This is a genomic window from Anaerophaga thermohalophila DSM 12881 (assembly GCF_000191885.1).
Classification (GTDB): Bacteria; Bacteroidota; Bacteroidia; order Bacteroidales; family Marinilabiliaceae; genus Anaerophaga; species Anaerophaga thermohalophila.
Map to the genome: position 1 here is coordinate 1 of NZ_AEWI01000071.1, position 8,448 is coordinate 8,448.

An 8,448-nucleotide genomic window follows, 5' to 3' on the forward strand; every position below is an offset into this window, starting at 1 on the left:
AAGCGAAGAATCTAAAAAAAGCAAACATATTAAAATGTGATTTTTATTGATGCCAATAAATAATCTGTGTTCATCTGTGTCATCTGTGGTGAATTCTCAACCTCAACCTTAACCTCAACCTCAACCTTAGCTGTTTGTCATTCTGAGCGGAGCGAATAATTTAACATCAATTAAAGTATGATAAGTTGGATCATTCCAATAACGTAGATAAATTTTATACAGATGCATAATAATAAAAAAGGCCACCCTTAAGGGGCAGCCTTTTCCTATTGGAAATTCAACATTAGCTCGGTTTAATACAGGTCATCGTCAGCATCGCTGTACAAGTCATCGAATCCACTGTATTCTCTTTCGCTTAACACAAATTCATCCATTTCTTCCAGATCGTCGTAAATGGATGGTTTTCTTGCTCTTTTGCCCTTTTTTACTTTAACTCCCGATTTTTTTGGTTTTTCGAGAGCATCGAAATCTTCTCTGTGCTTTTTAGGCAGCTTCTTGGATTTCATGATTTAAATCAACATTAATTTGATTAATAAATTTTTGATAATTAATCTCATGGTGTTTGTTTACACCGGTAAGAACGTCCGAAAAGAGGATAACACTTTTTTAGTACAAAATTTGTTTTCAAGGCCTGATGAAACTCGCATGCAAGAACTTATAAATGTTCTTCCTTGAAAATTTTTACCATGCACGTTTCACCATTTGTTCGTCTTTTCATCTACCAAAATAGTGATTTTTGATATGTCAAAACAGTTGTGTCAAAAAAAACAGAGAAAAAATGAGTTTTTTTAATCAGTTTTTATCTTGCTGACATACAATATTTTGCATTGTTTTTCGAAGGGGTTTTCATGGTTTAATAGACAAAAATGGCACATAATTGTCAATTATAGATTACAATTTTCATCCGTATAAAAATTATCTAATCTAAGTTAGAGATCGAATGGAAGTCGCATGAATGAGTTTTATACATGTCCTTTTGTGACAAACCTTGTCATGCTCGTTTCATCCGTATATAATTTTTTATTAAGGTCGGATGGAACTCGCATGCAAGAACTTATACATGTTCTTTTGTGACAAACTTTGTCATGCTCGTTTCATTTATCCCGTATATTAACCTTAACCTTAGTCTCAACCTTAGCCTCAGCCTCATTTGGCCAGTGAAGGGATTCTTCGTCGTTCCTCCTCAGAATGACACTGATGCTGTCTGTCATTCTGAGAAAAGCGAAGAATCTACCCTCTCAACCTCAGTCTCAACCTCTATTTGATTATTGTTAAATCTGTGTAAATCTGCGATATCTGTGGTGCATTCTCAACCTCAACCTCAACCTTAGCCTTAGCCTCAGCCTCAACCTTAGCCTCTAATACGTTAACCAATTGACTCAAACCACCTTCCTTCCATCCCACCGGACAACTCTGCCTTCGCGGTACGCCATGGTAGCCATCATTGCCGTAACCCCTTCTTCGAATGCTTCGTCAATACCGCAACTGACAGGAGCACCGGTACGGATACCATTCAGCCATTCTTCCAGGTGCAGGTGGGCAGTATCAATAATTCTTCCCCCCTGCGATGTATACAACAGCCCTCTTGATGCAAAGTATTTTTCCGTAGCCGAGCTAATGGCATCCACCTGAGCCTGCATATCGGTGGTAAGACCGATGGGCTGATTGGGTACCACCTCTTCATTCATAATGTAATCCTCATACATTTCAGAACCAGAATCGACAAACATTTTAAGAGTACCGCCTACCTCAATGGATGCTTCGTCACCCATTACCTTTTTGGGCCGGTACATATTGCTGGCCAGAGAGGCCGAGTAGAGCAGAGAAAAATGACGCGACGGATATTCCATCACGGTTTGTTGCACATCGGGAACTTCACGACTGTCTTTCCAATGGTAAATACCCCCTGTAGTCGTTACAATCTCAGGGATACCCATTTTCAACATTTGATTGATACTGTCGAATTCATGCGTCATCAGGTCGCCATTCAAGCCGGTTCCGTAATCCCAGAACAAACGCCATCTGAAAAAATGCTCGTTATTAAATGGGGTATTGGTATCTCTCAGAAAATTATTCCAATCTACATTGTGTGGGCCGGCTTCTTCAGGAATATCATAGAGCCACGCTCCATTGGGCGAATTCCGGTTGGTTGTTGTTTCAACAAGATTGATGTTCCCCAACAGACCCGCCTGAACCACCTTCGCTGCCATCACATTGCTCTCGGATTGACGGTTCTGATGCCCCAACTGAAAAACCACCCGGTTCGATTTCACCGCATCTCTGACTTTAAAAACATCTTCCAGTTTATTGGAAAGCGCTTTCTCACAATAAATATGCTTTCCCGTATTGGCTGCAGCGATGGAAACAGGTGCATGCCAGTGATCACTTGTTGCTATAACCACAGCATCCACGTCGGGTGCTGCCACCAGATCACGAAAATGACCATACTGTTTCACCGGTCGTTCAGTAAAACCGGCAACCCCTTTCCGTTCAATATTAGCAGCTGCTCTTGCCGCTTCTTTTAACCGCGGCCGGTACAAATCGCAAACACCAGTGACTTCAATGTTTAAATCGGGCTGATCAAGGAAAATCTTACGGGCCTTCTCAGACATAGCGTCTATATCCTCAGGCGTCATAAACCCCATGGATTTCATCAATTGCTTTCCTCTGATGCCGAAACCAACCAGCCCGACACGCACTTTCTGCCCGTCCGAACGACCTGAAATCTTAGCAGTGGAAGGCATTATTTTGGACTGAATGAATTTTTGAAATCCACTGGCTTCCTTGCCTTTCTCTGCCACAGTTTTTCGGGCAAAAAGGTAACCGTAAGCACCAAGAACAGGTACTCCTGCCAATCCTTTTAATAAATCTCGTCTGTTCATAAAATAAATCGTTGACTACAAATCTCAAAACTTACTGCAAATAAACCGGTTAAGACCTAAAAACTGACCGGGACGAAACTGCCAAACCACCCAAAGGGCGAGAAATATTATCAGGTTTTTATCGATAACCAGATAATTGCCTTCGGCCAATACATTACTAAGATCGCCAAAAGGCGGATAGGAGAGATAAAATAACACCAGCAGTACCATCCCGGCCACTGAAGCTATACGCTCAAACAGACCGAGCATCAAAAATAAACCGGTAAAAATCAGTAAAAATATAACGCCATAATTGGAGACGGAGGTAAGAAACTCACTATTTATTATCCACTGAAAAAAGCCCTGAAGAGGGCCGTCCGACTGTGACAGATAATATTGGGCCGTCCATCCCGGGGTAACGAGTTTGTATAATCCTTCATGCAGAAAAAGCCAACCGATAGCTGTACGAAGCAGAAACAAGGGAACAGCTTCCTTACTATTTTTTAATTCCATTTCAGATTATTTTGTCTTTCCATTGGCAAAAATATCTTTTCCAATTGAAAAAACAGAACATGAAAGGAATTTTGTCGAAAAAAGAATTACAAACACCCTGCTTCTACTTTCCAATCAGCCCTGCAATCCGGTTGTCCAGCTCTTTCTGGTCTTTGGTGAAAGCGGCCAGTCCTGCAAGATTCAGCAAGGTATCAATAGCTGTTTCACCCTTTGAAATAGCATCGGCCCATCTTTCGTGTTTCGGAATTTTCCCGTCGTCGGCTATGTAAAGTTCTTCCATTGGAGTAATATGAGGAAATATGTCGGGAATACCGGCTTCTCGCAGGTAATCGACGAGTTCCCAGGCGTCATCCGGAATATTGTCGGCCAGCTCATGGAAAACCCGCCTCTCCGCTTCCGTGACATGCCACAGCTTATCAATCTGTATTTCAGAGGTGGCAACACCGGGCTCGTAGACAATCTTAAAATCATGGTCGGTCATCGGGTGGTAAGGCCCCTTCAGTTTTTCGATGGCATCAGCGGCCACCTTCGGTGGTATGGTCAGGACGTCAATGCCGCACAACAAGGGTAATTGATTATAGTCTCTGATACTGGCAGCAATGAGTCTGGTAGTGGCCCCGGTTTCTTCTCTTAAAGTATTCATGCACCGCTGTGTACAATGAACTGTTTTCTCACCCGGACCTTCAGCTTCTCCCAGATGGTTTTGTTTCATATAGGCGCCAATACGTCCCAAAAAGACATTGGAGAAAGCAGGACGTGCCAGGAGCGTCACCAACATATTTTGCCGGGTACTGAAAAGCAGTGTAAAGTTAACAGGTATGCCCTTCTCATGAAGTTTCCTGGCGCCCAAAAGACCTGAAGGAGTCAGTGGTACTTTAATCAGAAAATGGTCAGGCTCTATATTGTGAAACCGCTGACCGTAATGAAGAATACCGTCAACGTCGTGAGCCACATCGGTATGAAGCTCCACACTTACCTTACCTCCGTATCGTTTTACCAAACGGAGACCGTGCAAGGCATTCAGCAAAAAAGCCATCTCTATAATGCGCTTTTCACCAGGCAATGCATCAAAGCGAGGTGCAATATCCTTTATCAGACCATCATAAATTCCCTTCTGTACCTCCTTGTTAAGCAACGTATTGTTGGTAGTCAGTGCGCTTACCTCAGGGGTGATCAAACGATCCACCGCCTCCATATCACCGGTGTCAAGCCATATTTCACTGCCCGTTTTACTGCAGGCTTTAAACAGGGGTTGCGAAGGATTTGTGACAGGCTCATCCTTAAATCTTTCCAGCAGTTCCGGTAAAAGTTGTTCGGGAATATTCTGTGTAGCCATATTTTGAAGTTTTTTATGTACTAATATAATCAACTATTTATTGAATAACAAGTTTTGATAGATACCGGGTCTCAAAAGCTTAGTGTTCCGGGGTTTGGGTTTTCGGGTTTTGAGTTTTCGGGTTTTGAGTTTCGGGTTCTGAATTAAGTATTGGGGTGTCAACCTCATTTTCAACCTTATCCTCATCCTCAATCTCATTTGAATTGGTTATTGAAATAATCTGTGTAAATCTGTGCCATCTGTGGTGCACTCTCAACCTCAGCCTCAACCTCAACCTTAGCCTCAACCTCATTTTGCCAGTAAAGAGATTCTTCGTCGTTCCTCCTCAGAATGACACACAGCATCAGTCTGAGTCATTCTGAGCGAAGCGAAGAATCTACCCTCTTAAATCTAAAAATCCAATCATCTTTTTTGACCTTTTAAATCTGTGCTCATCTGTGTTATCTGTGGTGCACCCTCTCAACCTCAACCTCAACCTTAACCTCAGTCTCACCCTTAGCCTCAGTTGCTCATTGTAACTTTTATCCCCATCCCATTATATTTGCATCAAAATTCAATAAATTTGTCGTCAACAAAACACCAGGTAACCAAAAGCTACAAGACATGCATACCCGATATATTACCCTGTTTGTCATCATTGGTTTGCTGACAGGTTGTGGACCGTCGCGAAAAGAAATAGTCTCCCAAAAGCTGAATGAAGCCATTCAATTGCGCGACAGTGGACAATACAACCTGGCCAAACTAAAACTCGACACCATCATCAACAATTTTAACGACCTGACCGAAGAAGCGGCTTTTGCCATTCGCATGCTGGACGAAATAAAACTGATGGAACAACAGCGGAATCTTCAATATCTCGACAGCATGATAGCGGTCAAAGAAAAAGAGCTGAAACCGCTGCTGAAAAATTTTATCCGCTCCGATGAATACGGTTCACAACCCATCCTCATTCATAAACGACAAAGACCGGAAAACAGCTATAACCGCACGTTTATCCGTGCGCACCTCGACACAAAAGGCGAATTCTATATCTCCAGCCGTTACTACGGTACGTCGTGGATAAAACACAATCAGATCAAAGTTTACCATGCCGGGGAATCGGTTACCTCGGAGGTAGTGCCTCAGGACGGTTTCAATAACCGGCGATTTCAGGACGGTGACAGCAAATGGGAAATTGTGAACTATAAAGATGGCGCTGACAACGGCATCATCAATTTTATTGCGTCCAACGTAGATAAGCCCCTGAAGGTACAGTTCATCGGCGAAAAATATTACTACATCGTGATGGAACAATTCGACAAAGAAGCCATCCGCGATGGTTACGAAACATCATTCGTCCTGCAGGAACTGGCCGGCTTGCGTGAACAAAGAAGGCAGGTAATACAACAGATTGAGAAGCTGAAAAAAATTACCCGTTCAACGGAAAAAAGCAGTTAAAGTTTTGGAAAAGAAGAGTCAACCACGATGGTATGCGCTTTATACCCGGTCAAGAGCCGAAAAAAAAGTTTATGAGCAGTTAAAGGCTCTTGGAATTAACACCTATCTCCCACTTCGTAAAGAGTTGCGGCAATGGAGCGACCGGAAAAAATGGGTGGAAGTGCCCGTTATCAGCTCCTATATATTTGTTAACATTACCCCGTCGCAATACAGGGATGTCTTCAATGCTCAAGGCGTGATAGCTTATGTCTCCCACAAAGGACAAGCAGTGCCAATCCCCGACCATGAAATAGAAGCCATGCGCCGTACCGTAGAAAATAAACTCGCTTTTTCCGTCGAGTCCGACACCCTCCGCAAAGGCGAAAAAGTAACCATCACCAGTGGCCCTCTTAAGGGTATTGAAGGCGAAGTGGAAGAAATACAAGGCAAAAAGAAACTGTACCTGCGTATCAGCAACATCGGCTATATGCTCGTGCTTAACCTGGATGATGTGGTGAGAAAAGAGAAGGGGGCAGAGTGAGGTTGAGGTTGAGGCTAAGGTTAAGGATGTGCACCACAGATAACACAGATGAGCACAGATTATTTTAAGAGGCTGAGGCTGAGGTTGAGGTTAAGGTTGAGGTTGAGGATGAGGTTGAGAATAACAGACACATTCTTTGGGCATTTTGAGGAGGAACGACGAAGAATCTGTCACAATCTGTAAATTTTTTTCAGGGACTCAGAATAACACACATCATCAGTGTCATTCTGAGGAGGTTACGACGAAGAATCTTTTCAATGACCAAGTGAGGTTGAGGTTGAGATTGAGGTTGAGGTTGAGGTTAAGGTTAAGGATGAGAATAACAGACACACTCTTTTGGCATTTTGAAGAGGTACGACGAAGAATCTTACTTAACCCAAAACACGGAACCAGAACCCTGTCGCACACCCCCTGACCCCCTAAAGGGGGAACGGTCAGCCCGCAAAACACGAAACACAGAACCCAAAACATTGTCGAACAACACCTTACATCCTGAATGGGCGGATGGGAACGGTCAACCCACAAAACCCGGAACTCGGAAACCCGAAACACAGAACGCATAACCCTGGCGCGCACCCCCTGACCCCCTAAAGGGGGAACGGTCAGCCCGCAAAACACGGAACACGCAAAACGGAACTCGAAAACACGAAACTTGAAACCCTATCGCGCACCCCCTGACCCCCTAAAGGGGGAACGGCCAACCCGCAAAACCCAAAACTCTGAACTCGAAACCCGAAACCCTGGAACTCAGAACCCTGTCACACACCCCCTGACCCCCTAAAGGGGGAACGGCCAACCTGCAAAACCCAACCCCAAAACTCAGAACACAAAAGCGGAAACTCGGAACACGAAAACCCTGGAACCCAGAACCCTGGCGCACACCCCCTGACCCCCTAAAGGGGGAACGGTCAGCCCGCAAACCCAACCCCCCGACTCAGAACACGAAACATGAAACTCGGAACACGAAACACAGAACACAGAACCCTGGCGCACACCCCCTAACCCCCTAAAGGGGGAACGTCAGCCCGCAAAACACGGAACTCTGAACTCGAAACCCGAAACCCTGGAACTCAGAACCCTGTCACACACCCCCTGACCCCCTAAAGGGGGAACGGCCAACCTGCAAAACCCAACCCCAAAACTCAGAACACAAAAGCGGAAACTCGGAACACGAAAACCCTGGAACCCAGAACCCTGGCGCACACCCCCTGACCCCCTAAAGGGGGAACGGTCAGCCCGCAAACCCAACCCCCCGACTCAGAACACGAAACATGAAACTCGGAACACGAAACACAGAACACAGAACCCTGGCGCACACCCCCTAACCCCCTAAAGGGGGAACGTCAGCCCGCAAAACACGGAACTCTGAACTCGAAACCCGAAACCCTGGAACTCAGAACCCTGTCACACACCCCCTGACCCCCTAAAGGGGGAACGGCCAACCCGTAAAACCCAACCCCCAACTCAGAACACAAAACACAGAACCCTGAACCCGGAACTCGGAAACCCGGAACCCGAAACCCGGAAACCCAATAAATCAATCAACCAATTGACGAATTTCCCCCTTCCCTCGCCATAAAATTTCCTTTCGATATTACTCCTTTCACCGAAACTTCTGTATTTTTGCATCGTAATAAAATGATGACTTTTTTCAGGCATGGGTGGTCAACTGTGGGTCACCGTGCCGAAGGCGTGGAATGAAGCAATTCATTATTTCACAGAGTTTTCATCCGCATAAAATTAACTTAAGTTATTGGTCTGATGGAACTCGCATGATTGAG

General features: G+C 44.7%; 7 protein-coding genes. 2 read left to right on the forward strand and 5 right to left on the reverse strand.

Translation table 11 applies throughout. The annotated features are described in order from the left end of the window. Positions 1-293: 293 nt before the first annotated feature. From ATH1_RS0114955 to ATH1_RS21870, 5 genes are all read right to left on the reverse strand, one after another. The gene (locus tag ATH1_RS0114955) at positions 294-506 is read right to left on the reverse strand and encodes a hypothetical protein (protein WP_010423316.1); all 213 of its coding nucleotides are present in this window, start codon (positions 504-506) and stop codon (positions 294-296) included. A gap of 873 nt (positions 507-1,379) precedes the next feature. After that, positions 1,380-2,882, reverse strand: coding sequence for a Gfo/Idh/MocA family oxidoreductase (locus tag ATH1_RS0114965; RefSeq protein ID WP_010423392.1), 1,503 nt, complete (start codon positions 2,880-2,882; stop codon positions 1,380-1,382). A gap of 24 nt (positions 2,883-2,906) precedes the next feature. Continuing rightward, the gene (locus ATH1_RS0114970) at positions 2,907-3,374 is read right to left on the reverse strand and encodes a DoxX family membrane protein (RefSeq protein ID WP_010423394.1); all 468 of its coding nucleotides are present in this window, start codon (positions 3,372-3,374) and stop codon (positions 2,907-2,909) included. A gap of 103 nt (positions 3,375-3,477) precedes the next feature. Then, positions 3,478-4,710 (reverse strand): transaldolase family protein, encoded by a 1,233-nt coding sequence (locus ATH1_RS0114975; RefSeq protein ID WP_010423396.1) that lies wholly within the window; start codon positions 4,708-4,710, stop codon positions 3,478-3,480. A gap of 194 nt (positions 4,711-4,904) precedes the next feature. Further along, the gene (locus ATH1_RS21870) at positions 4,905-5,054 is read right to left on the reverse strand and encodes a hypothetical protein (RefSeq protein ID WP_010423398.1); all 150 of its coding nucleotides are present in this window, start codon (positions 5,052-5,054) and stop codon (positions 4,905-4,907) included. Positions 5,055-5,313: 259 nt separating this feature from the next. Here ATH1_RS21870 and ATH1_RS0114985 point away from each other — a divergent pair, with 259 nt between their 5' ends. Next, positions 5,314-6,147: an outer membrane protein assembly factor BamD gene (locus tag ATH1_RS0114985; protein WP_010423400.1), complete on the forward strand. Its 834-nt coding sequence runs from the start codon at positions 5,314-5,316 to the stop codon at positions 6,145-6,147. Between the two features lie 4 nt (positions 6,148-6,151). After that, complete coding sequence (locus ATH1_RS0114990) at positions 6,152-6,667, forward strand: UpxY family transcription antiterminator (protein WP_010423402.1); 516 nt, start codon at positions 6,152-6,154, stop codon at positions 6,665-6,667. The last annotated feature ends 1,781 nt before the right edge of the window (positions 6,668-8,448 follow it).